This window comes from Caulobacter sp. GW821-FHT09B08 (genome assembly GCF_059418225.1).
Window position 1 is genome coordinate 37,276 of the sequence record NZ_JBWKPL010000010.1, and the last position, 24,751, is coordinate 62,026.

Below are 24,751 nucleotides of genomic sequence, written 5' to 3' on the forward strand. Positions count from 1 at the left end.
GAGACCGCTAAGGGTCGTAAGCGGACCTTCGCTCCGTCCGCCTGAAGCTCCTCAGTGGAAATCCCGGCTCCGCTGCAGTCGTCCGGACGTGCGCATGCGCACCGTCGGGGCCGGGGCCTCGGGGGCCTCCTTCATCCGGGCCAGCTCGGCGGAGAGGTCGGTAAAGCCCTCGGCCACCACGTGGATCACGCCCTCGGCGGCCTGGACCTTGCCGTGGACCACCAGGAACGAGGCGCTCATCACCGTGCGACGATGGGTGTCGAAGCAGTCCTTCCAGACCACCGCATTGGCCACGCCCGTCTCGTCCTCCAGGGTCAGGAACACCACGCCCTTGGCCGTGCCCGGCCGCTGGCGGATCAACACCAGCCCGCCGACGCTGACCTTGCGGCCATTGGGGATGTCCTTCAGCCGCTCGGCCGGGATCACGCCCTGGCGCTCCAGCCCCGGCCGGAAGAACCGCAGGGGGTGGGATTTCAGCGACAGGCTGGTGGTGCGGTAGTCCTCGGCCACCTGCTGGGGCATGGCCATGGCCGGCAGGGCGACGGCGGTCTCGAACAGCGGCAGGCCGGCCAGCAGCGGTGCCTGGACGCCCGTCCTGGCCTCGCCCTTCAGCCCCTTGACCGCCCACAGGGCGTCGCGCCGGGCCAGACCCGTCGAGGCGAAGGCGTCGGCCTCGGCCAGCAGCTCCAGCGCCCGCTGCGAGACCCCGGCCCGGGCGAAGTCGGCGGGCGTGCGAGCGCCAGCGTCGCGGGCCGCCATGATCAGGTCGGCGTCGAGATCGGCGTCCTTCTCGTGCTTCTTCTTCTGCAACCCTTTGATCTGCCGCAGCCCCAGGCGAACGGCCTTCCAGAACGGCCGTGTCTCGGAATTGAAGATCTTGTCCTCGGCGACCCGCCGCTCCCGCCCGGTCAAGGGCGCGGCTTCTTCCAGCGTGCAGTCCCAGTCGCTCATCAGGATATCCGGCGCCCGCACCTCCACCCCATGCTCGCGCGCGTCCCTCACCAGCTGCGCCGGCTGGTAGAAGCCCATCGGCTGGGAGTTGATCAGCGCCGCGCAGAACACGTCGGGCCAGGCCCATTTGATCCAGGCGGAGACATAGACCAGCTTGGCGAAGCTGGCCGCATGGCTTTCCGGAAAGCCGTAGGAACCGAAACCCTCGATCTGCTTGAAGCAGCGCGTGGCGAAGTCGCGCTCGTAGCCGCGCCGCACCATGCCCTCGACGAACTTGTCGCGGTACTGGGCCGGGTCGCCGAGGTTCTTGAAAGTGGCCATGGCCTTGCGCAGGCCGTCGGCCTCGTCGGGCGTGAACTTGGCCGCCTCGATGGCCAGGCTCATGGCCTGCTCCTGGAACAGCGGCACGCCATAGGTCTCGCCCAGGATTTCCCGCAGCTCGTTCTTGCAGTCGGGCTCGTTCAAAGGCTCGGGGAAGTCCACGGGCTCAAGGTTGTTCCGCCGTCTCAGGTACGGATGGACCATGTCACCTTGGATCGGGCCGGGACGGACAATCGCCACCTCGATCACCAGGTCGTAGAATTTCGCCGGCCTCAGCCTGGGCAGCATCGACATCTGCGCCCGGCTCTCGACCTGGAACACACCCACGCTGTCGGCCTTGGACAGCATGTCGTAGACGCCTTTCACTTCCTTGGGCACATCGGCCAGATCCTGAAGCCAGTCGAGCGCGTGGTCGTCGCGCAGCATCGTCATCGCCCGCTGGATCGCGGTCAGCATCCCTAGCGCCAGCACGTCGACCTTCATCAGCTGAAGGCTGTCGATGTCGTCCTTGTCCCACTCGATGAAGGTGCGGTCGGCCATGGCCGCGTTGCCGATCGGCACGGTCTCGTCCAGCCGCCGCTTGGTCAGGACGAAGCCGCCCACGTGCTGCGACAGGTGGCGAGGGAACTGCAGGAGCTCGGTGGCCAGGGCGATGGCGCGGGCGATCTGGGGGTTCTGCGGATCGATGCCGGTCTGCCGGACGTGCTCGTCCGGGAGGCCGTCGCCCCAGCTGCCCCAGACGGTGTTGGCCAGGATGGCGGTGACGTCCTCGGTCAGGCCCAGGGCCTTGCCCACGTCGCGGATGGCGCTGCGCGGCCGGTAATGGATCACCGTGCCGCAGATGGCCGCGTAGTCCCGACCGTAGCGCTCGTAGACGTACTGCATCACCTCCTCGCGCCGCTCGTGCTCGAAGTCGACGTCGATGTCGGGCGGCTCGCCCCGGTTTTCGGAGATGAAGCGCGTGAACAGCAGGCGATGCTCGGTAGGGTCGATCGCCGTCACGCCCAGGCAGAAACAGACCGAGGAATTGGCCGCCGAGCCGCGCCCCTGGCAAAGGATGCCCCGGCTTCGCGCCTCCTGGACGATGTCGTGCACGGTGATGAAGTAGTTGGGATAATCCATCTTGGCGATCAACCGCAGCTCCTCGCGCAGTTGGTCGGCGACCTTGTCCTCGACCCCGTTCGGATAGCGCCAGGCCGCGCCCTTCCAGGTCAGGTCGGTCAGGTGCTCCATCGCCGTCTTGCCCGGCGGCACCGGCTCGTCGGGATAGACCTCCTTCAAGTGGCTCATGTCGAAGTCGATGCGCTCGGCGATCTCGACCGTGCGCTCCACCGCCCCTGGCCAGCGCTCGAACAGGCGCGCCATCTCGGCGGGCGTCTTGAGGTGTCGCTCGGCGTTGGCCTCCAGTCGGAAGCCCGCCTCGGTGATCGTGCAGCCTTCGCGGATGCAGGTCAGCACGTCCTGCAGCGGACGACGGCGGGGATCGTGATAGAGCACGTCGTTGGTGGCCACCATGGGCGCGCGGGCGTCACGGGCCAGGCTCGAAAGTCGCGACAGGCGCTTGAGATCCTGGGCGGCATAGGCCCGGCTGGCGGCCAGCCAGACGTGACCGCGCAGTTCGCCGGCCATGCGCGCCAGGTCGCCTTCGAAGGCTTCGTCCAGCTTGGCGGGCGGCACGATCAGGGCCAGCTGGCCGTCGGCGTGATCCAGGAAATCCTTCCAGGTGAGGTGGCACTCGCCCTTCTCCGCCCGGCGCTGGCCCACGGTCAGCAATCGGGTCAGACGGGCGAAGGCCTCGCGGTCGGAGGGATAGCAGAGCAGGCTCGGCGTCCCGTCCATGAAATCCAGCCGGCAACCGGTCAGGGCGCGGATCTTCGCCCCCTCGGTCTTAAGCGTCTTGGCCTCGGTCCAGGCCCGCACGACCCCGGCCAGGCTGTTGCGGTCGGTGACCCCCACGGCGGTGAGGCCCAGGGCCTCGCCGGTCAGCATCAGCTCCTGGGCGTGGGAGGCCCCGCGCAGGAAGGAGAAGTTGGTGGTGGCCTGGAGCTCGGCATAGGCATGGGTCTTCATGACGGGTCACCCGAACAGGCCATGCAACCACCACTTCGGGGCCTTCTCCCCGTCCATGTAGAGCCCCGCCCGGAAGATCCAGAACCGCTCGCCCGTCTCGTCCTCCACGCGGTAGTAGTCCCGCACCTTGCCTGGCCCGGCCTCGTCGAAGGCCTTGCGCCACCATTCCTGACCGATCCGCTCGGGCCCTTCGGCCAGGCGCACGCGGCGCGACTTGCCGCGCCAGCGGAACTGGATCGGCGGGTCGTCGGGCAGCATGGCGGTGGCTTCTATCGGCTCGGGTCGGCGCAGCAGGCGGGACGGCCGGGGACGCTCCGGATCCCACGTGGCCGCAGGCGCCGGGTCCAGCGGCGCGACCCGCTTCACCGCACGGGACGGCATGTGACTTTCGTAAGGATCGGCCCGCCACACCCGGTCCTCGCCCAGACGATTGACCAGCCGGTCGACCAGCGGCGCCAGCCCTTCCTCCAGGCTGATCCCGCCATTGGCGTCCAGACCCCGTTGCGCGATCGACAGCGGCTCGACGTCGGCCGCCCACAGGGTGACGATCTCGATGCCGAAACCGGGGTCCACCTTGTCCAGTTTCGGCTTGAGCAGCTTGGCGATGCGGACGGCGTCGCGCCCCGGACGCGACAGGCCCACGCGCACCGGCTGGTCCTTGCCGTCCAGGCGGTGGAAAACCAGTTCGAACCGTCGCGCCCCCTGCCCCTCGGCCTCCAGGCGCGCGCACAGCAGGGCGCAGACGTCCCCCGTCACCCGCTCCAGGTCCTCCAGGGCGCTGATGGGTTCGAAGAAGGCCAGGCGGTCGAACCAGGGGGTGGCGGGGCGGCGGAAGGCCAGGGCCTCGGCGGCCGCGCCCAGGGCCTGGTCGATGCGCAGCACGGCGGCGAGGCCGAAGCGCTTGGCCAGCTGGGCGCGCGGCAGGGCCAGCAGTTGACCGACATGGAACAGCCCCAGGCGCGGCAGCTGGGCCTGGGCGGCGTCGTCCAGGCGCAGGGCGGCCACCGGCAGCGGGGCCAGCAGCGGGCCCTGGGCACCGGGCGGGGCGATGGTGCGATCGGCGCCGTAGCGGGCCAGGGCCCAGGCCGCGCCGGGGGTGTCTGCGACCGCCCCCCGGGCCGGGGCGCCCCAGCGGGCGAGACGGGCCAGGAGATCGTCGAGCATGGCCGCTTCCCCGCCCCACAGGTGCGAGACGCCCTCGATGTCGAGGAACAGGCCGTCCAGGCCGTCGATGGCCACGGCCGGCGAGAAGCGCACGCACCAGTCGCAGAGGATCTCCAGCGCCGCGCGGTCGCCGATGGGGTCGTGGTCGGCGGTGTGGAGGTCGGGGACCAGGGCCGCGGCGTCAGCGGCCTTCTGGCCGACGTGGAGGCCCAGCGCGGCGGCCGCCTCGTCGACGGCGGCCAGGCGGCGGGTTCCGCCCTCGGTGGCGATCAGGGCGACGGGCGGGGGTGGAGCCCCCTCCGTCGGCTTCGCCGACACCTCCCCCATAAAGGGGGAGGATCTATCCGGCTCGCCGAAGCTCGGGTTCGCCCGCCGCCACGTCGTGATCGGCCAGTTGCGACACCAGACGGAAAGGATGCGGGCCATCGGCGGCCTCCGCTCGTTCGAGGATCCAGGCGCCGGGACGTCCGCCCCGGCAGCGTTCGAGTTCGACCCGCCAGCATGGCGGTCCCAGGCCCGGCTCGTCGGGCGGCGGCCGGCTGGGGGCGGCAGCGATCCGCCAGCGGGTCTGGGCGGCCGCGCCGGAGACTTCCCGCCTCGCGCCCGCCGGCCCGCCGTAAGGCCGTCTTCGCAGCAGCACCCCGGTGGCCCCGCGCCGCTCGCAGGCCAGTTGCAGGCGGCGGCCGGCCTTGAGGTCGGGGCTCTCGGCCTCGCCGATGGCGGCGACGACGCCCACGGTGGCCAGGGCGTCCTCCAGCACCGCCAGCACCTCGGCCTCGTCGCGGGCCTTCACCTGGATCAGGCGCCGAGCCGGAAAACCCAGATGGACCAGGCCGGGCACGTGCAGGTCATCGCGCCGCATCACCCAGACCACCGCGCCCTGCGACGCCAGGGGCCGCAGCATCAGGGCGGTGAAGGCGGCGGCGGGCGCAGCGCCGGTCTCTTCCTCCAGCCCCGATCCGCCCACCTCGTGCCAACCGCCGCGCGGCAGGCCGCCGGCCGGGAAGCAGCCGTCGATGCGCGGATCGCCGAACGGCAGGACAGGCGGCGGAGTCCGAGTCCCCGCTTCCAGGGCGGCGATCTGGGCTCTCAAAGCCGAAAGGGCGGGTTTCGCCCCGGGCATGCTGCGCACTCCATGTTCCACTTTTGTTCTGATCTTCCGGGGTTGGAGAGTCAAGCGCGGCCCTGCATGGTGCGGCAAACGGCCGTATGAAGCCGCCGGGAGTCCACATGCCCTTCGCCTTGCCTTTCAAGCGCGTCCTGATCGCCAATCGCGGCGAGATCGCGATCCGCATCGCCCGCGCGGCGGCCGAGCTGGGGATCGCCGGCGTGGCGGCCTTCGCCCAGGACGAGGCCGAGGCGCCGCACGTGGCGGCGGCGGATGACCGCGTCGCCCTGCCGGGCTCGGGTCCCCGCGCCTATCTCGACATCGCCGCCGTGATCGCCGCCGCGCGGGAGAGCGGCTGCGACGCCCTGCACCCCGGCTACGGCTTCCTGTCGGAGAACCCGGCCCTGGCCCGGGCGTGCGCGGCGGCGGGGATCGCCTTCGTCGGCCCGCGTCCGGAACACCTGGAGACCTTCGGCGACAAGGCCCTGGCGCGGTCCCTGGCCCTGGCCAAGGGCGTGCCGCTGCTGGAGGGCACCGGCGCCCTGGACCTGGCCGGCGCCCAGCGGTTCTTCGCCAGGAACGGCCCGATGATGCTGAAGGCCTCGGCCGGCGGCGGCGGGCGGGGGATGCGGCCGGTGCGCGAGGCGGAAGCCGTCGAGGCCGCCTTCGAGACCTGCCGGCGCGAAGCCGAGGCCGCGTTCGGCGACGGCGCGCTCTATGCCGAACAGCTGGTGGAGAACGCCCGCCACATCGAGGTGCAGATCGTCGGCGACGGGACCCAGGTCACGGCCGTCGGCGACCGCGACTGCTCGCTGCAGCGACGGCGCCAGAAGCTGGTCGAGATCGCCCCCGCGCCGAATCTTTCCGACGAGACCCGCGCGGCCCTGTTCGACGCCGCCGCCCGCCTGACCGCCGGCTATCGCACCCTGGCGACGGTGGAGTTCCTGGTCGAATCCGACGGGACCTTCGCCTTCATCGAGGTCAACGCCCGGCTCCAGGTGGAGCACACGGTCACCGAGGAAGTCACGGGCGTCGACCTGGTCCGCGCCCAGTTCGAGCTGGCCGGCGGGGCGACCCTGGCCGAGGTCGGGCTGGCCACGACGCCGCCCGCCCAGGGCCATGCGGTCCAGGCCCGGGTCAATCTGGAGACCCTGGCGGCCGACGGGACGCCCCAGGCCTCGACGGGCACGATCAGCCTCTACCAGCCGCCGGGCGGTCCCGGCGTGCGGGTCGACGGCGCGGGCGCAACGGGGCTGGTGGTCACCGGGGCCTATGACAGTCTGCTGGCCAAGGTCGTGGGCCGGGGCCGCACCGTGATCGAGGCGGCGGGTCGCGCCGACCGCGCCCTGGCCGAGTTCCGCATCGAGGGCGTCGACACCGCTATCCCCCTGCTGCGCGCCCTGCTGGCCGAGCCGGCGGTCACGGACGGGACGGCCACCACCGACTTCCTCGACCGGGAGGTGGGGCGGATTCTGGAGGCCATCGGCGCGCCGCCTCCGAGCGCCGCTCCTATCGAGGAGGGCGCGGTCACGGCGCCGCTCCAGGCCCTGGTCGGCTCCATCGAAGTGGCCGAAGGCGACCTGGTGCGGCCGGGCCAGGCGGTGGCGGTGCTGGAGGCCATGAAGATGGAGCACCTGGTCCATGCCAAAAGCGGCGGCCGGGTGACGCGGATCGCGGTGGCGTCGGGCGACCCGGTCCGTCCGGGCCAAGCCCTGCTCTATCTGGAGCCCGCCGAGGTCGAGGGCGGCGAGGTCCTGGCGGCCGAGGAGATCGACCCCGACGCCATCCGCCTCGACCACGCCGAGATCATCGCCCGCCACCGCTTCACCCTGGACGAGGCCCGGCCCGAGGCCGTGGCCAAGCGCCGCAAGACCGGCCATCGCACGGCGCGCGAGAACATCGACGACCTGGTCGATCCGGGCAGCTTCCTGGAATACGGCGCCCTGGCCATCGCCGCCCAGAAGCGCCGGCGCACGGTCGAGGACCTGATCGCCGCCACCCCGGCCGACGGGCTGATCACCGGGATCGGCAGCGTCAACGGCGCCCTGTTCCCGCCGGAGAAGGCGCGGGTGGCGGCCCTGGCCTACGACTTCACGGTGCTGGCGGGTACGCAAGGCGCGATGAACCACCGCAAGTCCGACCGCTTGCTGGCCGTGGTGGCCGAGCAGCGCCTGCCGGTGGTGTGGTTCGCCGAGGGCGGCGGCGGGCGGCCGGGCGACACCGACACCACGGCGGTGGCGGGGCTGGACGTGCCGACGTTCCGGAGCATGGCCGCCCTGTCGGGCCTGGTCCCCAAGATCGCCATCGTCGCCGGCCGCTGCTTCGCGGGCAACGCCGCCATCGCGGGATTGTCGGAGATCATCGTCGCCACCAAGGACAGCAATCTCGGCATGGGCGGACCGGCCATGATCGAGGGCGGCGGCTTGGGCGTCTTCAGGCCCGAGCAGATCGGCCCGGCGGCGCATCAGTGGGCCAATGGGGTGATCGACCTCCTGGCCGAGGACGAGGCCCACGCCACGCGGCTGGCCAAGCAGGCCCTGTCCTATTTCCAGGGCGCCGTGAAGGACTGGACCTGTCCGGATCAGAGGCTGTTGCGCCAGGCGGTGCCGGAGAACCGGCTGCGGGTCTATGACGTGCGCGCCTTGATCGAGGGGCTAGTCGACACCGGTTCGTTCCTCGAACTGCGCGGCGGCTTCGCGGCCGGGATGATCACCGGCCTGGTCCGCATCGAAGGCCGGCCGCTGGGGCTGATCGCCAACGACCCGCGCCACCTGGGCGGGGCCATCGACGGCGACGGGGCCGAGAAGGCCGCGCGGTTCCTGCAGCTCTGCGACGCCTTCGGCCTGCCGGTGCTGTCGCTATGCGACACCCCCGGCTTCATGGTGGGCCCCGCCAGCGAGGACGCCGGGGCCGTGCGCCGGGTCAGCCGGCAGTTCATCGCCGGGGCCAAGCTGCGCACGCCCCTGCTGACCGTGGTGACCCGCAAGGGCTACGGCCTGGGCGCCCAGGCCATGGCCGGCGGCAGCTTCCACTCGCCGCTGGTCATCGCTGCCTGGCCCACCGGCGAGTTCGGCGGCATGGGCCTGGAGGGCGCGGTGCGACTAGGCTACCGCAAGGAGCTGGAGGCCGAGACCGATCCCGTGGCCCAGAAGGCGCTCTACGACCAGCTGGTGGCCCGGCTCTACGCCGCCGGCAAGGCGACCAGCATGGCCGCCGCCCTGGAGATCGACGCGGTGATCGACCCGGCCGACACCCGCCGCTGGATCCTGGGCGGCCTCGACGCGGCGGCGGGAACGACGCGGCCCTGGGAAGTGCGGGTGGACAGTTGGTGACCACGCCCCTTGCCCGGGAGGAACTGCCGGTCGACACCGCCGCCCTGGCCCGCTTCCTGATCGGCAAGATCGTGGTGCGGCAGACGCCCGAGGGCGTGATCAGCGGCCGGATCGTCGAGACCGAGGCCTATGTGCTGGGCGACGCGGCCAGCCACGCCTTCCGGGGCATGACGCCCCGCACACGGCCGATGTTCCTGGAGCGCGGCCATGCCTATGTCTATCTGAACTACGGCACGTCCTGGATGCTGAACGTCTCCGGCGAGGCGGCCGGGATCGGCGCCGGCGTCCTGATCCGGGCGCTGGAGCCGCTGGAGGGGATCGCCCTGATGCAGACCCATCGCGGGACCGACAAGTTGCGCGACCTGACGCGCGGCCCGGGGCGGCTGTGCAAGGCGCTGCAGATCGGCCCCTGGGCCGACGGCCTGGACCTCTGCGCGGAAGGCCTGCTCTGGCTGGGGCGCGACGACCACCAGCCCGGCGAGGTCGGCGCGAGCGTGCGGATCGGCATCACCAAGGCCGCCGACCTGCCGCTGCGGTTCTATGTGCGCGGCAGTCCGTTCGTCAGCGGGACGAGGGCGCTGAATGTCTAAGCCGCTGCCCGACATCGTCGCGCCGGGCCTGTCGGTCGTGTTCTGCGGGCTGAACCCGGGGCTGTCGGCGGCCGTCGAGGGGCATCACTTCGTCGGGCGCAGCAACCGGTTCTGGCGGGTGCTGCACTTGGCCGGGTTCACGCCGACGCTGGTCGCGGCGGAAGACGACGCCAGCCTGCTCGCCTATGGCCTGGGGATCACCAGCGTGGTCGAGCGGCCGACGGCCGGGGTCGACGACTTGGCCCGGTCGGAGTTCGTGGACGCCGCCGCCGGGTTCGAGGCCTGGGTCCGGCGCTGGTCTCCGCGCTACGTCGCCTTCCTGGGCAAGGCGGCCTACGGCGCCATGCTGGGTCGCCGGGACGTGTCGTGGGGCCGGCAGAACGAACCGTTCGGCGGAGCCGTGGCCTGGGTCCTGCCCAATCCCAGCGGCCGCAACCTGGCTTTCGGCCTGGACGCCCTGGTCGAGGCCTATCGTGAGCTGCGGATGGCGGCTGAAGGAGCCTCAAGATGAGCGAAGTCGATGTCGAGATCGACGGCCCCGTCTGGACCGTCACGATCAATCGGCCGGAGAAGCGCAACGCGGTGAACCCCGAGACGGCCCTGCAGCTGCGCGCGGCCTTCGACGCCTTCGAGGCCGACGAGGTCGCCGCCGTGGCGGTGCTGACCGGCGCGGGCGGGACGTTCTGCGCCGGCTTCGAGCTGGCCGTGGCTGCTTCGGGCGAGGGCGAGCGCTACGATCCGGTCGGCGAGGGCCCGATGGGGCCGACGCGGCGGCTGCTCTCCAAGCCGGTGATCGCCGCCGTCGAGGGCCACGCGGTGGCCGGCGGGCTGGAACTGGCCCTGTGGTGCGACCTGCGGGTGGCCTCGGAAGCCGCGATCTTCGGGGTGTTCTGCCGGCGCTGGGGCGTGCCGCTGATCGACGGCGGCACGGTGCGCCTGCCCCGGATCGTCGGCCAGGGCCGGGCGCTGGACATGATCCTGACCGGCCGCCCCGTCGAGGCCCCCGAGGCCCTGGCCTGGGGCCTGGCCGACCGCGTGGTCCCGGCGGGGCAGGCCCGGGCGGCGGCCCAGGCCCTGGCCGCCCAGATCGCCGCCTTCCCCCAGATCTGCCTGCGCGCCGACCGCGCCTCGGCCTTCGCCCAATGGGACGTGTCGCTGGAGGAGGCTCTGAAGGTCGAGGGGATCGGCGGGCTGGAGCCGCTGCGCCGCGAGGCCCGGGCCGGGGCGGCGCGGTTCAAGGACGGCGAAGGGCGCGGGGGTTCCTTTTAATCCGCTCATCCCGGCGAATGCCGGGACCCAGATGGAATGGCTCTGGGTCTGACGCCATAAGCGCCGAACGCTTCCAATCATCCACCACGCTATGGGATCTGGGTCCCGGCATTCGCCGGGATGAGCGGGTTTTTGACTAGAACCGCGCCTCTTCGCGCCACCACTTCGAAACCAGCATCGGCCCGAAGGCCGCGCTGATGCCGCAGGCGTCGGCGAAGAGGTCGAACCACGAGGCGTCGCGGCCGACGAAGCCCTGCAACACCTCGATGGCCCCGCCGAACGCCAGGATCACCAGGCCGATGCGGTGCAGCCGGCTCTGCGGCAGGGCCAGGCTGGCCAGAACGCTCAGCACATAGAAGACGATGAAGTGCTTGGCCTTGTCCCACGGGATCAGGCCCGTGGTGTCGTCGCCCGGCAGCAGGGCCTTGGCCAGGGCGTAGGCCGAAGCGGCCAGGAAGGCGATGAAGACCAGGCGGTTGATCTTGCGGGCGCGGACGGACATCGGGTCTCCTGGCTGGACGATCCGCACCTAGCCGTTCCGGTGAGGCTTGAAAATGGCGGGACGGCGCCTCGGCCGGATCGCCTCGCAGACTGCATGGGTTCTGCACGCTGAAATCCCTCTCCCCTTGCGGGAGAGGGTGGCCTCCGAAGGAGGTCGGGTGAGGGGTCGCCCAAACGGAAACCGCCGCGAACGGCCCTTCGGCTGATCGCGGCGGTCAGGTCTGAGAGACCCCTCATCCGTCAGCTTCGCTGACACCTTCTCCCGCAAGGGGAGAAGGATCACGAAGGATCAGAACGTCAGCGCGCGGGCTTCCTTGACGTGCGGCAGGGCCTGGATCTTGGCCAGCAGGGCCTCGTCCGGGGCCTGGTCGACGCCGACCAGGGCGATGGCGTCCTCGTCGGCCGAGACGCGGCCCAGGTTGAAGGTGGCGATGTTGACGCCCGCCTCGCCCAGCAGCATGCCCAGGGCGCCGATGAAGCCCGGCTTGTCCAGGTTGTTGATGTAGAGCATGGCCGGCGAGAAGCCCGCGTCCAGCTCCATGCCCTTGACCTCGACGATGCGCGGGGCGCCGGCGATCACCGTGCCGGCGAAGGCGCGCTTGCCCTTCTCGGTGGTGATGGTGACGCGCATCAGGCTGTCATAGGTGGGGCTGACTTCCTGGCGGCTCTCCGAAACGGTGATGCCGCGCTCCTTGGCCACGGCCGGGGCCGAAACCATGTTGATCTCGGCCAGCATCGGCTTGAGCACGCCGGCCAGGGCGGCCGAGGTCATCGGCTTGACGTTCAGCTTGGAGACCTCGCCCTCGAAGGCGATGTCGATGGCGCTGATGCCGAAGTCGACCATCTGGCCGGCCAGGGCGCCGATCTTCTCGGCCAGGGCCACGAACGGCTTCAGCTTGGGGGCTTCTTCCGCGCTGACCGACGGGCTGTTCAGCGCGTTGGTGACCGCGCCGGTCAGCAGGTAGTCGCTGACCTGCTCGGCGACCTGCAGGGCGACGTTCTCCTGGGCTTCGTTGGTGCTGGCGCCCAGGTGCGGGGTGGCCACCACCTTGTCCGAACCGAACAGCGGGTTTTCCTTGGCCGGCTCGGTGACGAACACGTCGAAGGCCGCGCCGCCCACGTGGCCGTCGTCCAGCAGCTTGCGCAGGGCCACCTCGTCGACCAGGCCGCCGCGGGCGCAGTTGACGATCATCACGCCCTTCTTGGTCTTGGCCAGGTTCTCGGCCGACAGGATGTTGCGGGTCTTGTCGGTCAGCGGGGTGTGCAGGGTGATGACGTCGGCGCGGGCCAAGAGGTCTTCCAGCTCGACCTTCTCAACGCCCATTTCCACGGCGCGCTCGGGCGACAGGAAGGGGTCGTAGGCCACGACCTTCATCTTCAGGCCCAGGGCGCGGTCGGCGACGATGCCGCCGATGTTGCCGGCGCCGATCAGGCCCAGGGTCTTGGCGTAGAGCTCCACGCCCATGAAGCGGTTCTTCTCCCACTTGCCGGCCTGGGTGGAGGCGTCGGCGGCGGGCAGCTGGCGAGCCAGGGCGAACATCATGGCGATGGCGTGCTCGGCCGTGGTGATCGAGTTGCCGAACGGGGTGTTCATCACCACCACGCCCTTGGCGGTGGCGGCGGGGATGTCGACATTGTCGACGCCGATGCCGGCGCGGGCGATGACCTGCAGCTTGTGGGCGGCGGCGATCACGTCCTTGTCGAGCTTGGCGCCCGAGCGGATGGCGATGCCGTCATAGTCGCCGATCACGGCGATCAGCTCGTCCTTGGACAGGCCGGTCTTGATGTCGAAATCGACGCCGCGGTTCTTGAAGATGTCGACGGCGGCGGGGGAAAGCTTGTCGGCGATGAGGACGCGGGGAGCGGTCATGGAGGTCTTCTCCGAATTCGAGCCCTTCCCCCTTGATGGGGGAAGGGTTGGGATGGGGGTGCTTGCTGAGGTGGCGGGGTTCACCCCCACCCCTGCCCCTCCCCCATCAAGGGGGGAGGGAGGGCGCATTGCGGATTTAAGCGGCGGCCAGTTCGGCCGAGACGGTGGCGAAGGCCCAGTCCAGCCAGGGCGTCAGGGCTTCCAGATCGGAAGCCTCGACGGTGGCCCCGCACCAGATGCGCAGGCCGGCCGGGGCGTCGCGATAGCCGCCGATGTCGAGGGCCGCGCCCTCCTTCTCGAGCAGGCTGGCCAGCTTCTTGGCGAAGTCGGCCTGGGCGTCTTCCGGCAGGGCGGCGATCGTGGGATCGACGACCTTGAGGCACACCGAGGTGTTGGAGCGGATGTCCGGCGTCGCGGCCAGGAAATCGACCCACGGTGTCTTGGCCACCCAGTCGGCCAGCACCGCCAGGTTCTGGTCGGCGCGGGCCTGCATGGCTTCCAGACCACCGATCGAGGCGGCCCACTTCAGGGCGTCCAGGGCGTCTTCCACGCAGAGCATCGACGGCGTGTTGATGGTCGCGCCCTCGAAGATGTCGGCCGCGATCTTGCCGCCCTTGGTCATGCGGAACAGTTTCGGCATCGGCCAGGCCGGGGTGTAGCTTTCCAGGCGGGCCACGGCGCGGGGCGACAGGATCAGCACGCCGTGCGCGCCTTCGCCGCCCAGGGCCTTCTGCCAGGAGAAGGTCACGACATCCAGCTTGGTCCAGTCCAGGTCCTGGGCGAAGGCGGCGCTGGTGGCGTCGCAGATGGTGATGCCTTCACGGTCGGCGCTGATGAAGTCGGCGTTCGGAACGCGGACGCCCGAGGTGGTGCCGTTCCAGGTGAAGACCAGGTCCTTGGCCGGATCGACCTTGGAGGTGTCGGGCAGCTGGCCGTAGGGCGCGTCGAGCACCTGCACGTCGGGCAGCTTCAGTTGCTTGGTGACGTCCGTGACCCAGTCCTTGCCGAAGGATTCGAAGGCCAGCAGTTGCACGGGCTTGGCGCCCAGCATCGACCACATGGCCATCTCGACGGCGCCGGTGTCGGAACCGGCGACGATGCCGATCAGGAAGTCGGCGGGGACTTCCAGGACTTCGCGCGTCTGATCGATGGCGGCCTTCAGGCGGCCCTTGCCCAGCTTGGAGCGGTGCGACCGGCCCAGCACGGCATTTCTGAGATTTTCGGGGGTCCAGCCGGGCCGTTTGGCGCAGGGGCCGGAAGAGAACTCGGGGCGAGCCGGGCGGATCGCCGGCTTGGCGAGGGTCGTGGTCATAGCGATGTCTCCCATCCTTACAGATGGACTGCACCCCGTTGGGGGGGTGTGGCCCGCCGGCGAGAAACCCGGTTTCGTCGGCGAAAGCAAGGAGAGATTTTGCCGCGGATCAGGCGAATCATCCGCGCGCGGCAATTATTTTGCGGCGTTAGCCCGTCTGCGAACGGCCGCGAAGATGCCGAACAGGATGCACAGCAACACGCCGATCGAGTTGAGATTGTTGACCAGGCCGTAGGTCATGTCGTGCCGGCGCTCGGCCACGATGTAGAAGGCATGGAGCCCGAATTGCAGGGCTTGCAGCAGCATGGCCGCGCCCAGCCAGGGGCTGGTGTAGCGCAGGGCCAGCATCAGGAAGGCCAGGCTGTAGAGGCCCTCGGAAAGCAGCAGCGCGATGGCCTCTGGTTTCGCCGGCAGCAGGATCTGAATCAACGCGGCGGCGATGGATCCCGCCAGGACGATCCCGGCCCCCCAGCGCTCGGCGGCGGAGCCCTTGGCCCATGCCAAAGCGCACACCAGCAAGGTGGCGCTCCATCCCAGGAAAGGTGCGAACTGAAGGTGCATCCCTAGAGTCTCTAACGCGAATTAGCGACCCTAGGGATTAAACTCTTGCAATATTGCTTAGCTCGCGACGGCGATCCGCTCTTCTTCAACCTGGACCTGAGCGGAACCTTCCATCTTGTCCCAGCCGATCATCTTCGTGCGGACGCCGAGACGCAGGCGGACCTCGTCCAGACCGGCGTGAGCGCCGACCAGGGCGGTGCGCGCTTCCGACATGGCGGCCATGGCGGCCATGACCTTGGCGGTCGCGTCGGCGCCGACGGTGGCGGCCAGACCCAGTTCCTTACGGGCTTGGACCAGGTCCGCCATCAGCTCGGCGGCTTGGACCATGGCCGCGTCGATAGCGGCTTCGCTTCCATGCAGCTTCGAGGCCACACGCTTGACGACAAAAACCTTTTCCACGCCCCATCTCCTTAATGAAAGACTAAGAATAGAGGTAAACGAAAAGTTAAGAGAAGTGCAATGAGAAATGCGCGTTAACGTTGTTTTGTCGCGGCTTCGTCGTATCTTGGAAGCGAAGCGTTAGGGAGATTGCGAGAAGCTGGACCTCTAGGATTCTCCTGGGACGGGAAATGACCGACGACAGCCGCAGCTCTGGAGCCGCGACGCACGCCCCCTTGCAGGCGCGAATCGCGGCGGTCGCGCTGACCACCACGGTGGCGGCGCTCCTGGCCGCGTGCCTGTGCTTCATGCTCCAGCAGTGGAGCGTCGCCCGCCAAGAATCCCAATCAAATCATGAGATTCTGGCCCAGATGGTCGCCGCCGGCGCCGCCGCGCCGATGGCCGATCACAACACCGTCGGCGCCTATCGCGCCCTGGAGGCGGTGACCAAGGCCCCCAATGTCGTCTCCGTCCGCCTGACAGATATGAACGGCCAGGTCGTCGCCCAGGTCGGCGGCGGTCGCGAGGACGAGGTCGACACCCTGATCCGGCCGATCAAGCTGGGCGCCCAAACCGTGGGCACCTTGGCCCTGACGGCCCGCCGTCCCAGCCTGACCGACATCATGGCCCGCGACCTGGCCCTGACCGGCACCCTGTTCTTCGGCTCGGCGGGTCTTGCGATCCTGCTGGCCAACGGCCTGGCGCGCCGCATGACCAAGCCGATGGAGCGGCTGTCCCAGGCCATGCGCGAGGTGGCCGCCGACGGCCGCTTCAAGACCGTGGAGCAGGCCGCCGACGACGACGTCTTCCACAGCCTGACCGCCAGCTTCAACCACCTGGTCTCGCGGCTGGAGATCAACGACCACGACCTGCGCGGCGCCATGGCCGAACTAGTCAAGGCGCGCGACGACGCCAACGCCGCCAACGTGCTGAAGTCGCACTTCCTGGCCAATATGAGCCACGAGATCCGCACCCCGCTGAACGGCGTGCTGGCCATGACCGAGGTGATGGCCATGGGCGAGCTTTCCGCCGCCCAGCGCGAGCGCCTGTCGGTGATCCGCGAATCGGGAACCCTGCTGCTGTCGGTGCTGAACGACGTGCTGGATCTGTCGAAGATCGAGGCCGGGCGCCTGGACCTGGTCGAGCGCGACTTCGACCTGGCCAGCCTGGCCCTGTCGATCCGCGAATCCTACGCCACCCAGGCCCGCGCCAAGAACCTGGAGTTCGGCGTCTTCGTGGCCCCCGAGGCCCTGGGCTCGTGGCGCGGCGACGCCGATCGCCTGCGCCAGATCCTGGGCAACCTGGTGTCCAACGCCCTGAAGTTCACCATGGAGGGCAGCGTCTCGGTGCGCTTCGCCTCGGCCGACGACGGCTCGGGCCTGCGGGTCGACGTGGTCGACACGGGCATCGGCATCGATGCGGAGACCCTGCCGCGCCTGTTCGACAAGTTCGTCCAGGCCGACACCTCCACCACCCGCCGCTTCGGCGGCTCGGGCCTGGGCCTGTCGATCTGCAACGAGCTGGCGGCCCTGATGGGCGGCGGCGTGCACGTGCAGAGCCGCGAGGGCCAGGGCTCGACCTTCACCGTCGTGGTGGCCATGCCGCGCGGCGAGGCCGCCCTGCAGGCCCCCGCCCCTGTCGCCCCGCCGCCGATCGAGTCCGAGCGCCGCCTGCGCGTGCTGGCCGCCGACGACAATCCCACCAACCAGAAGGTCATCGCCGCCGTCCTGGCCCCGCTGGGCGCCGAGGTCGAGATGGTCTCGGACGGCGCGGCCTGCGTCGAGGCCTGGAAGCGCGGCGGGCACGACATCGTGCTGATGGACATCCACATGCCGATCATGGACGGCGTCGAGGCCGCCCGCACGATCCGCTCGCTGGAGGTCAGCGAGGGCCGCAAGCGCATCCCCATCGTGGCGGTCACCGCCAACGCCCTGGTCCACCAGGTCGAGGGCTACATGGCCGCCGGCATGGACGGCCACGTGGCCAAGCCGATCGAGGTCACCAAGCTCTACGACGCCATCGAAACCGCCGTGGCGGCCGCCCGGCGCGACGGGTCGAAGGTGGCGGCCGCTTAGGCCCACTCCGGCCCCCCACGGCTCAGTTCATCTACCTGAACCCAACATAACGAGCGGCTCAGAACCGTTTCAGGTTGGCTGTGGTCTCTTGAGGTCAACGTCGTCCCCGTCGGGCGTCGGAAACATTCAAGAGGAACCGTACCGATGAAAAAGATTCTGCTTTCGATCGCCGCGGTCTCGGCCGTCGCCGCCGCTACCGTCCCCGCCGTCGCTTCGGCCCAGTCGTATGATCGTGGCTATGGCTACGGCCAAGGCGACCGCGTCGCCCGCCTCGACCAGCGGATCGACATGGGCATCCGCAACGGCAGCCTGACCCGCAACGAAGCCTGGCGCCTGAAGGGCGACCTGCGCGAGACCGCCCGCCTGCAGGCCCGCTACAGCCGCAACGGCCTGAGCGGCTGGGAGCGCCAGGACCTGGACCGCCGCTTCGACCGCATCAGCGCCCAGATCCGCTACGAGCGTCACGACGGCGACCGTCGCGGCTACGATTACGACTACGGTCGCCGCTACTAAGCGCCTGACGGCCTAGACATGGACTAGTCGAGGGCCGGCCCCACCCTCAGCCGGCTCTCGATCATCGTGAAGCCGCGGCCACGCAACAGAACGCGTGCGCCGCGGCTTTCGCATTCCAGGTCCCCGCCCCGGCCGGGATAGGCTTGGTAGAAGCGCAGCACGCTGGCCCCCAGCTTGTCGCCGTAGAGCGGCGCCAGGATGCAGTGGGCTGAGCCGGTGGTCGGGTCCTCGGGGATGCCGGCCGTCGGGGCGAAGAAACGGCTGACCACGGCGTAGGGCCTGCCGGCGTCGGCCTGGGCCACCGCGATCACCTGGCCTGGCCCGCCGGTGGCCTCGCCGCCCACCTTCCGCAGGGCCGCCAGGTCGGGCGAGAGGCCCCGGACCGCGGCCTCGTCCTTTAGCACCGCCACCAGGTACATGCCCGCCCAGACCTCGACGGGCTCGGCGCCCAGGGCCTCGGCGAGGCCCTCGCTGCCGGCCAGGCGGCGCGGCGGATCGGACGGGAAGTTCATCTCCAGCCCCTCCCCGGCGCGACGCACGGTCAGTTCGCCCGACAGGGTCTCGAAGGTCAGCAGCGGCACGTCCACCCCCATCTCGGCGAACAGGGCGTGGGCGGCGGCCAGGGTGGCATGGCCGCAGAGCGGGGCCTCGATGGCCGGGGTGAACCAGCGCAGGCCGAACCGCGCCGGGTCGGCGGTGCGCAGCAGGAAGGCCGTCTCGGCCTGGTTGTTCTCGGCCGCCAGGGCCTGCATCCAGGTCGCGTCGGGCCACGCATCGAACGGCTCGACCACGCAGGCCGGATTGCCCTTGAACGGGCCCGAGGCGAAGGCGTCGACAGACCACTGGCGCATGGCGGATCTCCTGTTTCGCAACGCCTAGCCAGCGCCCCGTCACGGATCAATTCGAACATTGTCACGCGGGACAATGTTCTCCCGCCGCCCTACTCGCCTTCGACCGTGATCTCCGGCCAGCGCGCCTTGGCCGAGCCTGTCGTGCGGGCCCAGCCGCCCGCCCCCTTCACCCGCAGGGGATTGGGCCGCAAGTGCAGGGAAAACAGGTCCTCCAGACCGAACGGCGCGAAGACCGACAGGCTGTCGTCGGCCTCCAGCCGCACCCCCACGCAGAAGGCCGTGGCCACGAAGCGCTTGAGGGCGTCGGCGCTGGAGACCAGCGGCGGATAGGGCTCGTCGGCCCCGAACTTCTGCTCGAACCACAGGTGGACGCGGGCCTGGTTGCGCACCTCGACCAGCTCGCGCAGCGGCGGCGCGAACGCGGCGGCCACGCGCTGGATCACCACGTCCTCGGCCTCGTACGAGGTGTCCGAGGCGTCGTGATAGGCCACGTCGTAGTCCTTGATCCCATAGTCGGGCGCTCGGCCGGTCAGGTGGTTCCAGACCGGCTGATAGACCGCGCCGGAGAAGATCATGCCGTCGGGCAGGTCAAGCTCGCGGACCACGCGCAGCACCTGCATCGTGGTGGGCGTGGCGCGGACGATGTCGACCAGGCGGGCTTCCAGGTCGCTCATTTCCGAACCACCCAGGCATGGTCCAGCGGCCCGTGCCCCTTGCCGAAGCCCGGCGCGCGCAGCATGGCCTCGTGGACGTAGTTCCAGGCCCGGGCGACGGCGTCGGTCAGGGTAAGCCCCTGGGCCAGGCCCGTGGCGCAGGCGCTGGCCAGGGTGCAGCCGGTGCCGTGGGTGTGGCGGGTCTGGATTCGCTCGCCCTCGAAGGCCGTCTCGCCCTGGCGGGTGATCAGCAGGTCCACGACCCGCTCTCCGGCAACGTGGCCGCCCTTCATCAACACCGCATGGGCGCCCAGCTCCAGGAACGCATCACCGGCCCGGCGCAGGTCGTCCGTGGTCTCCACGCTCAGGCCCGTCAGGGCGGCGGCCTCGGGGGCGTTGGGGGTCAGCAGGGCCGCGCGGGGGATCAGCAGGGTCTTCAGCGCCCCGATGGCCTGCTGCGCCAGCAGCGAGGCCCCGCCCTTGGCGATCATCACGGGATCGATAACGGCCGGCGTCCCCTTGGCGCTGTCCAGCACCCGGGCCACGACCTCGACCGTGGCCGCGTCGCCCAGCATGCCGGTCTTGATGGCGTCGGCCCCGATGTCGTCGAGCACGGCGCGGGCCTGGGCCTCGACGATGTCCAGCGGGATCGGATGGACGCCGGTGACGCCCAGGGTGTTCTGCACGGTGATCGCCGTGATCGCCGTGGCCGCGTAGCCGCCCAGGGCGGTGATGGTCTTGATGTCGGCCTGGATCCCCGCCCCGCCGCCGGAATCCGATCCGGCCAGGACGAGCACGCGACCTTGGTGCGTCTGTGTCATGGGGCCTTTCTAGCGGGGAGTCGGGGGTGGACGGTAGGCGTCTTGCTCGGCGCGACGCACTTGCCCCCTACGGACCGCTTCGCGGTCGTCTTCCCCCGTAGGGGGAAGAGGTGCGATAGCGCGGCGTCCTCCGCCCCCTACGGGGGCGGACAGACCGCGAAGCGGTCAGGTGGGGGCAAGTGGGTGCGCTCCCACGCCAGCGGCTGTGAGAAGTGGGAAGGGTGCGAAGCGCCCGGGCCTCGCCCGGATGATTTGCAGTATGTGTACCGTTTCGACGAAGTCCGTGCGCTTCGCGCGGCCGTTATCCGGAAGCCTTCGGATCGCGGATTTTTAACCCGCTCCGATGGAGGCCCCCGACGGGCGGGATGCTGGCACATCCCGGACCGCAGAGGCGATTTCAGCCCCTGCCTGTTGCGCATCGTCTTTCGGCCCCGTGGGGATGCTCCCCTCGTCCGGCCCGACCCGCCGCGAGCCCAATCCAAGGCTCCGACACGCCGACCGACCCGAAAGGCCCCACCAGACCGGCCGACGGACGCTCCCCGCTCGACCACCCCCGAAAGCCGCAACGGTCGCCGTACGTGCGCCCTTCCCGTGCTTTCAGGTGAGACAAGGATACGGCGGGTTTGGAGGGTGGGGATAAGTTTGGGTCGAGAAAGTTCAAGCGATTGAAATCACTGGAATTCATCGGCTATCCGCTAGGGATAGATCTTCCTTCCTCCTCACCCGCGCAGCGGGGGAGGTGGCGCGATGCGAATACGCATCGTGACGGAGGGGGCGTCCAGCCGACACGGTGCGGTGGCCCGACGCCCCCTCCGTCTCGTCGCTGCGCGCCGAGCCACCTCCCCCGTTTCACGGGTGAGGAGGATGCCCAGCCTTGACCGATCCGCCTTGCTACTCCCCCTCGCCCTTCAACCGCGCGCTCTCTTCCTTCAGCGGCTTGGAGACCGGGCAGACCTCCTGGACGAAGTCGTTGAGGGTGTTGACCAGGCTGTCGCGCACCAGGCTGTAGTGCACGAACTGGCCGCGCTTCTCGCTGCGCACCAGGCCCGCCGCCTCCAGGATCGACAGGTGTTGCGACACCGCCGGCTTGGAGATCTCGAACCGCGAGGCGATGTCCCCCGCCGTCAGTTCGGCATGGGCCAGATAGGCCAGGATCTTCCGGCGGACCGTCGAGGAGAGGGCTTCGAACACGCGCTGCATGCGTCGACATTTAAGCGCTTCGCTAAACGCTTGCAAATTAGCAGTGAGGTATTTAAGGAATAGCTTATCCTTTGGGGGGAAGCCATGTCCCAGATAACGCCCCGCCGCCCCCTCACGTTTGAGCATGCCTTCGCCAGCCTGGGCGCCGGCGCCGCTTGCGGTGGGGTCATGACCGACCTTGCCCTGACCGCGTATCTCATCGTCGAAGCCGCCACTAATCGTAGCCCTTGGGCAGCCGCCTTGCCGATCGAGATTGCCAGGGCTCTTGGTTTTTCACTGCTCGTGGCTGTGCCCGTCATCCTAGTGGCCTTCATCGTCTGGCTTCTCGGCTTGCTGGTCCTGGGCGCGCCGGTCTGGTGGGTGACACACCATGTGGGCTTGCGCTCGGCTCGGCTCGCGGCGCTGTTCGGGGCCATCATCCCCTCTGCCCTCTACCTCGCTTGCAGCCTCCACAGCCGCCCCGGCTCGGTCATTCAGGCCCTCAGGGATGAATGGAGGCTCTATCTGACATTGGCGGCCATCGGCGCCGTCGTGGGTTGGATGGTGACCAGGGTCGCGTACGGCCCTCGTTCAACCTCCACGGCTGCCTTCCGAAAGCTCGTGCAATGACCTCCCATCCCCTCCACCACGACCCCTACGCCGTCCATTCCATCGCCAAGGACGCCGGCGGTGACGCCGTGGACGGCCGCGTGGTCTGGGCGCCGGCGACCTCGCTCTGGCAGGCGGTCATGCTGGCCGGAGCCCTGGCCGCGCCGTTCGTCTTCAGTTGGAGCAGTCTGGCCGTCTTCGTGGTCCTGACCGGCGCGACCCTGCTGGTCGGCCATTCGGTCGGTTTCCACCGGCGGCTGATCCACGGCAGCTTCCAGAGCCCGCTGTGGCTGGACCACCTGATGATGTGGCTGGGCACGCTGGTGGGCATGAGCGGGCCGCTGGCGATGATCGCCGCCCACGACCTGCGCGACTGGGGCCAGAGGCAGCCGGCCTGCCATCCCTACCTCGCCAATCGCGCGGGCTTCTGGACCGACTATGCCTGGAACCTGCACGGCCGACTGGTGCTGGCCCGGCCGCCGCGCCAGGCGATCCCGGCGCGGATCGCGGGCGACCGGTTCTACCGTTTCCTGGAGCGCACCTGGATGCTGCAACAGCTGCCGGTGGCGCTCGTGCTGTTCGCCCTAGGCGGCTGGTCGTGGCTGCTGTGGGGCGTGTGCGCGCGGGTCTGCGTGTCGGTGAGCGGCCACTGGTACGTCGGACGGCTGGCCCATACGACCGGACCGCAGAGCTGGCTGGTGACCGCCTCGGGCGTCCAGGCCCACGACGTGCCCTGGGCGGCGATCCCGACCATGGGCGAGGCCTGGCACAACAACCACCACGCCTGGCCGGGCTCGGCGAAGCTGGGCCTCTATCCGGGCCAGGCCGACTGGGGCTTCGCCTTCATCCGCCTGCTGGAACGGCTGGGGCTGGCGTGGGATGTGCGGACGCCGGACACCTTGCCGGAGCGGGCGGGGTTGGCGCGGGTCTAGGACGTCTCCCTCTCCCAGAGGGAGAGGGCCGGGGTGAGGGGTTTGGGCGTTCGACGGCGCGCCGGCAGAGCGCGTAACCCCTCACCCTCCCAAGCTCCGCTTGGGCCCCTCCCTCTCCCTCTGGGAGAGGGTTCAAAGTCCGCCGATCGCCCCCCACACCGCCAGCGCTTGGCTCATCTCCCGCACGTCGTGGACGCGCACCGCCGCCACGCCCGCCGCCGCGCCGCGCAGATGGGCGGCCAGGGAGCCGCCGAGGCGGGCCGTGGGCTCGGCGCCCAGCGGGTCGAGCGCGGCGATGAAGCGCTTGCGGCTGGCGCCCAGCAGGATCGGATAGCCCAGGGCCACCAGGCGCGGCAGGGCGGCCAGCAGGGCGACATTGTGGGCCGGCGTCTTGCCGAAGCCGATGCCGGGGTCCAGCCAGATCTTCTCGCGCGCCACCCCGGCGGCCATGGCCGTGAGGGCGCGGGCCAGGAGGAAGGCCTCGACCTCGGCCACGACGTCGTCGTAGCGCGGGTCGTCCTGCATGGTCCCCGGCTCGCCCAGCATGTGCATCAGCACCACTTCGCAGCCCAATTCGGCGGCGACCTCCGGAGCGTCGGGAGCGAAGCGCAGGGCGGCCACGTCGTTCCAGATGCTGGCCCCGGCGGCGACGGCGGCGCGGGCCACGGCGGGCTTCATGGTGTCGATGGAGATGGCCACGTCGCTCGTCGCGCGGATCGCCTGGATCAGCGGCACGACGCGGGCGATCTCCTCGTCGGCGGGCACGGGCGCGGCGCCGGGGCGGGTGCTCTCGCCGCCGATGTCGAGGATGTCGGCCCCGTCCTCGATCAGCTTCAGGGCCTGGGCCAGGGCCGCCTCGGCCTCCAGGAACCGCCCGCCGTCCGAGAAGCTGTCGGGCGTGACATTGACGATCCCCATGACGCGGGGGCGGGAGTGGGGGGAAGTCATGGGGGCGTTTCTAGCGCCGCGACGCCCCCTCCGTCACGATGCGTATTCGCATCGCGCCACCTCCCCCGTTTCACGGGTGAGGAGGAAGCAACGTTGCTCTTCTCCTCCCCTGCGTAGCGGGGGAGGTGGCGGGCGAAGCCCGACGGAGGGGGCGTCCGACCGCCCTACCAGTCGATGAAGGTGGCGAAGTCGTCGAGCATGCCGGTCCAGACGGCGAAGTCGTCGTCCAGGCCCGAGAAGGTCCGGCCGGCGTTCACATTGACGTCGTACTGGACGTAGGGGTCCAGGTCGTCGTCCAGATAGACCTTCAGATAGCGGTTCTTGCGGTTCCACTCGTTGGCCTTGGCCAGGGTCAGGCCGTCCTTGAGGTCGAAGCCGGCCGAGAACTGCAGGGCCTTGCAGCGCTTGGTGGCGGCGCTGTCGCAATCGTAGAAATAGACGTTGAAGCTATGGCCGTCGGCGGCGCTCTTGATCAGCGGATCGCCGCCGTCGTCCTTGGAAAGCTCGGCCTTGTAGCCGGCCTTCTGCAGCCAGGCGACGCCTTCGGCGCCGGTCAGGCCGTCCGAATGGATCGCCTGGGCCTGGGCCGCGCCGGCGCCCAGGCTCGCGGACAGGGCCGTCGCGGCCGCCAGGGCGATGATCGCCGTCTTCATCGTGAGCACTCCCCCACGCCGCACGCTCGCGGCCCAACGGCGATCAAGCTAGTCCGTGGCGCGGCAAAGAAAAAGCCGGATCGGGCGGAC

At 70.0% G+C, this 24,751-nt stretch carries 22 protein-coding genes; 8 read left to right on the forward strand and 14 right to left on the reverse strand.

Annotation, left to right across the window (positions count from 1 at the left end):
• Positions 1 to 51: 51 nt before the first annotated feature.
• The 3 genes from AC07OA_RS22660 to AC07OA_RS22670 are packed head-to-tail and all read right to left on the reverse strand — an operon-like array spanning position 52 to position 5,629.
• A complete protein-coding gene (locus AC07OA_RS22660; RefSeq protein ID WP_494666088.1) occupies positions 52 to 3,342 on the reverse strand; it encodes an error-prone DNA polymerase in 3,291 nt (1,096 codons plus the stop codon).
• A 6-nt stretch (positions 3,343 to 3,348) separates the two neighbouring features.
• On the reverse strand, positions 3,349 to 4,833 hold the full coding sequence (locus tag AC07OA_RS22665; RefSeq protein ID WP_494666089.1) for a Y-family DNA polymerase: 1,485 nt from the start codon (positions 4,831 to 4,833) through the stop codon (positions 3,349 to 3,351).
• 13 nt (positions 4,834 to 4,846) lie between these two features.
• Positions 4,847 to 5,629 carry an ImuA family protein gene (locus AC07OA_RS22670; RefSeq protein ID WP_494666090.1) on the reverse strand — a complete coding sequence of 261 codons (783 nt, stop codon included), beginning with the start codon at positions 5,627 to 5,629 and terminating at the stop codon, positions 4,847 to 4,849.
• Positions 5,630 to 5,748: 119 nt separating this feature from the next.
• On the opposite strand from AC07OA_RS22670, the gene AC07OA_RS22675 reads away from it, so the two are divergent.
• The 4 genes from AC07OA_RS22675 to AC07OA_RS22690 are packed head-to-tail and all read left to right on the forward strand — an operon-like array spanning position 5,749 to position 10,805.
• Entirely contained in the window at positions 5,749 to 8,946 is a 3,198-nt protein-coding gene (locus AC07OA_RS22675) for an acetyl-CoA carboxylase family protein (protein WP_494666214.1), read from the forward strand.
• The gene (locus AC07OA_RS22680) at positions 8,943 to 9,536 is read left to right on the forward strand and encodes a DNA-3-methyladenine glycosylase (RefSeq protein ID WP_494666091.1); all 594 of its coding nucleotides are present in this window, start codon (positions 8,943 to 8,945) and stop codon (positions 9,534 to 9,536) included. The genes AC07OA_RS22675 and AC07OA_RS22680 overlap by 4 nt, the downstream gene beginning before the upstream one ends.
• Positions 9,529 to 10,047: a G/U mismatch-specific DNA glycosylase gene (mug, locus tag AC07OA_RS22685; RefSeq protein WP_494666092.1), complete on the forward strand. Its 519-nt coding sequence runs from the start codon at positions 9,529 to 9,531 to the stop codon at positions 10,045 to 10,047. The genes AC07OA_RS22680 and mug overlap by 8 nt, the downstream gene beginning before the upstream one ends.
• Positions 10,044 to 10,805 carry a crotonase/enoyl-CoA hydratase family protein gene (locus AC07OA_RS22690; RefSeq protein WP_494666093.1) on the forward strand — a complete coding sequence of 254 codons (762 nt, stop codon included), beginning with the start codon at positions 10,044 to 10,046 and terminating at the stop codon, positions 10,803 to 10,805. The genes mug and AC07OA_RS22690 overlap by 4 nt, the downstream gene beginning before the upstream one ends.
• Before the next feature lie 136 nt (positions 10,806 to 10,941).
• Here AC07OA_RS22690 and AC07OA_RS22695 read toward each other — a convergent pair whose 3' ends face one another.
• The 5 genes from AC07OA_RS22695 to AC07OA_RS22715 form a co-directional block, all read right to left on the reverse strand.
• Positions 10,942 to 11,307, reverse strand: a complete 366-nt coding sequence (locus AC07OA_RS22695) for a VanZ family protein (protein WP_494666094.1) — start codon at positions 11,305 to 11,307, stop codon at positions 10,942 to 10,944.
• Positions 11,308 to 11,595: 288 nt separating this feature from the next.
• Positions 11,596 to 13,176, reverse strand: a complete 1,581-nt coding sequence (gene serA, locus AC07OA_RS22700; protein ID WP_494666095.1) for a phosphoglycerate dehydrogenase — start codon at positions 13,174 to 13,176, stop codon at positions 11,596 to 11,598.
• Between the two features lie 136 nt (positions 13,177 to 13,312).
• Positions 13,313 to 14,488 (reverse strand): phosphoserine transaminase, encoded by a 1,176-nt coding sequence (locus tag AC07OA_RS22705; RefSeq protein ID WP_494666096.1) that lies wholly within the window; start codon positions 14,486 to 14,488, stop codon positions 13,313 to 13,315.
• Positions 14,489 to 14,623: 135 nt separating this feature from the next.
• Positions 14,624 to 15,049 (reverse strand): hypothetical protein, encoded by a 426-nt coding sequence (locus tag AC07OA_RS22710; protein WP_494666097.1) that lies wholly within the window; start codon positions 15,047 to 15,049, stop codon positions 14,624 to 14,626.
• Positions 15,050 to 15,106: 57 nt separating this feature from the next.
• Complete coding sequence (locus AC07OA_RS22715) at positions 15,107 to 15,448, reverse strand: hypothetical protein (RefSeq protein ID WP_494666098.1); 342 nt, start codon at positions 15,446 to 15,448, stop codon at positions 15,107 to 15,109.
• Between the two features lie 170 nt (positions 15,449 to 15,618).
• On the opposite strand from AC07OA_RS22715, the gene AC07OA_RS22720 reads away from it, so the two are divergent.
• Both AC07OA_RS22720 and AC07OA_RS22725 read left to right on the forward strand, forming a co-directional pair.
• Positions 15,619 to 17,502 carry an ATP-binding protein gene (locus AC07OA_RS22720; RefSeq protein WP_494666099.1) on the forward strand — a complete coding sequence of 628 codons (1,884 nt, stop codon included), beginning with the start codon at positions 15,619 to 15,621 and terminating at the stop codon, positions 17,500 to 17,502.
• Between the two features lie 144 nt (positions 17,503 to 17,646).
• Positions 17,647 to 18,015, forward strand: coding sequence for a hypothetical protein (locus tag AC07OA_RS22725; protein WP_494666100.1), 369 nt, complete (start codon positions 17,647 to 17,649; stop codon positions 18,013 to 18,015).
• 23 nt (positions 18,016 to 18,038) lie between these two features.
• Here AC07OA_RS22725 and AC07OA_RS22730 read toward each other — a convergent pair whose 3' ends face one another.
• From AC07OA_RS22730 to AC07OA_RS22745, 4 genes are all read right to left on the reverse strand, one after another.
• A complete protein-coding gene (locus AC07OA_RS22730) occupies positions 18,039 to 18,866 on the reverse strand; it encodes a PhzF family phenazine biosynthesis protein (RefSeq protein ID WP_494666101.1) in 828 nt (275 codons plus the stop codon).
• 89 nt (positions 18,867 to 18,955) lie between these two features.
• The gene (locus AC07OA_RS22735) at positions 18,956 to 19,540 is read right to left on the reverse strand and encodes a nucleotidyltransferase family protein (protein WP_494666102.1); all 585 of its coding nucleotides are present in this window, start codon (positions 19,538 to 19,540) and stop codon (positions 18,956 to 18,958) included.
• On the reverse strand, positions 19,537 to 20,340 hold the full coding sequence (gene thiD / locus AC07OA_RS22740) for a bifunctional hydroxymethylpyrimidine kinase/phosphomethylpyrimidine kinase (RefSeq protein WP_494666103.1): 804 nt from the start codon (positions 20,338 to 20,340) through the stop codon (positions 19,537 to 19,539). The genes AC07OA_RS22735 and thiD overlap by 4 nt, the downstream gene beginning before the upstream one ends.
• Before the next feature lie 891 nt (positions 20,341 to 21,231).
• Complete coding sequence (locus AC07OA_RS22745) at positions 21,232 to 21,540, reverse strand: metalloregulator ArsR/SmtB family transcription factor (RefSeq protein ID WP_494666104.1); 309 nt, start codon at positions 21,538 to 21,540, stop codon at positions 21,232 to 21,234.
• Positions 21,541 to 21,624: 84 nt separating this feature from the next.
• Between AC07OA_RS22745 and AC07OA_RS22750 the strand changes: the two genes are divergently transcribed.
• Entirely contained in the window at positions 21,625 to 22,149 is a 525-nt protein-coding gene (locus AC07OA_RS22750) for a hypothetical protein (protein WP_494666105.1), read from the forward strand.
• The gene (locus tag AC07OA_RS22755) at positions 22,146 to 23,060 is read left to right on the forward strand and encodes an acyl-CoA desaturase (protein WP_494666106.1); all 915 of its coding nucleotides are present in this window, start codon (positions 22,146 to 22,148) and stop codon (positions 23,058 to 23,060) included. The genes AC07OA_RS22750 and AC07OA_RS22755 overlap by 4 nt, the downstream gene beginning before the upstream one ends.
• A 132-nt stretch (positions 23,061 to 23,192) precedes the next feature.
• Here the strand turns inward: AC07OA_RS22755 and folP are convergent, their stop codons facing one another.
• Both folP and AC07OA_RS22765 read right to left on the reverse strand, forming a co-directional pair.
• Positions 23,193 to 24,008 carry a dihydropteroate synthase gene (gene folP, locus AC07OA_RS22760; protein WP_494666107.1) on the reverse strand — a complete coding sequence of 272 codons (816 nt, stop codon included), beginning with the start codon at positions 24,006 to 24,008 and terminating at the stop codon, positions 23,193 to 23,195.
• Between the two features lie 164 nt (positions 24,009 to 24,172).
• Positions 24,173 to 24,661, reverse strand: a complete 489-nt coding sequence (locus AC07OA_RS22765) for a YbjN domain-containing protein (protein WP_494666108.1) — start codon at positions 24,659 to 24,661, stop codon at positions 24,173 to 24,175.
• Positions 24,662 to 24,751: the final 90 nt, after the last annotated feature.